At 67.0% G+C, this 1,261-nt stretch carries 1 protein-coding gene; it reads left to right on the top strand.

Going from position 1 to position 1,261, the window contains the following annotated elements; all coding sequences use genetic code 11:
• A partial coding sequence (glmS, locus tag QMX79_RS20750) for a glutamine--fructose-6-phosphate transaminase (isomerizing) (protein ID WP_282248459.1) occupies positions 1–1,261 on the top strand: 1,261 nt, incomplete at both ends.

The following is a 1,261-nucleotide window of genomic DNA, read 5'->3' as shown; positions in this document are numbered from 1 at the left end:
TGAAGCGCCTGGAATACCGCGGCTACGATTCATCCGGCATCGCGGTGCTGGACCAGACCCAGTCCCAGCCCGACGTACGCCGCGTGCGCCGCACCGGCCGCGTGGCGGAAATGGAGAAGGCCGCGGCCGCTGAAGGCTTCGACGCCACCCTCGGCATCGGCCACACCCGCTGGGCCACCCATGGCGGCGTGACCGAGGCCAATGCCCACCCGCACATCAGCCACGGCGTGGCGCTGGTGCACAACGGCATCATCGAGAACCACGAGGAGCAGCGCGAGAAGCTGCGCGCGCTCGGCTACGTGTTCGAGTCGCAGACCGACACCGAAGTCATCGCCCACCTGATGCACCATCACCTCAAGGGCGGCGACAGCCTGCTCTCCGCGCTGCAGCGCACGGTCAAGGAACTCACCGGTGCCTATGCGCTGGCGGTGATGAGCCGTGCCGAGCCGGACCACTTCGTCTGCGCGCGCATGGGCTGCCCGCTGCTGGTGGGCCTGGGCGAGGGCGAGAACTTCGTCGCCTCCGACGTCTCGGCCATCATCTCCTCCACCCGCAACGTGATCTTCCTGGAAGAGGGCGACACCGCCGACATCCGCCGCGATGGCGTGCAGGTGTTCGACGAGCACAACCTGCCGGTGGACCGTGGCGTGCACCAGTCGGATGTGTCGCTGGCCTCGCTGGAGCTGGGCCCGTACCGCCACTTCATGCAGAAGGAAATCCACGAGCAGCCGCGCGCGCTGGGCGACACCATCGAAGCGGCCATCGATGCCGGTGGCTTCCCGGCCGAACTGTTCGGCAAGAATGCAGAAGCGGTGCTGTCAGGCATTGAAGGCGTGCAGATCCTCGCCTGCGGCACCAGCTACTACTCCGGCCTGACCGCGCGCTACTGGATCGAATCCATCGCCGGCCTGCCGTGCAGCGTGGAAATCGCCAGCGAGTATCGCTACCGCGCCGCGTATGCCAACCCGAAGCACCTGATCGTAACCATCTCCCAGTCCGGTGAAACCCTGGACACGATGGAGGCGCTGAAGTACGCCAAGTCGCTGGGCCACCTGCACACGCTGTCGATCTGCAACGTGCCCGAAAGCGCCATCCCGCGCGCCAGCGAACTGGTCTGCTACACCCGTGCCGGTGCCGAGATCGGCGTGGCCTCCACCAAGGCCTTCACCACCCAGCTGGCCGCGCTGTTCCAGCTGACCGTGGTGCTGGGCAAGCTGCATGGCCGCGTGGATGCGGCGCAGGAAGCGGACTACCTGGAGCA

It is taken from the genome of Stenotrophomonas sp. PS02300 (genome assembly GCF_029959395.1).
In the GTDB taxonomy this organism is placed as follows: Bacteria; Pseudomonadota; Gammaproteobacteria; order Xanthomonadales; family Xanthomonadaceae; genus Stenotrophomonas; species Stenotrophomonas maltophilia_AD.
The sequence above is the reverse complement of the archived record's forward strand: the minus strand, read 5'-3'. Positions and strand labels throughout refer to the sequence as shown.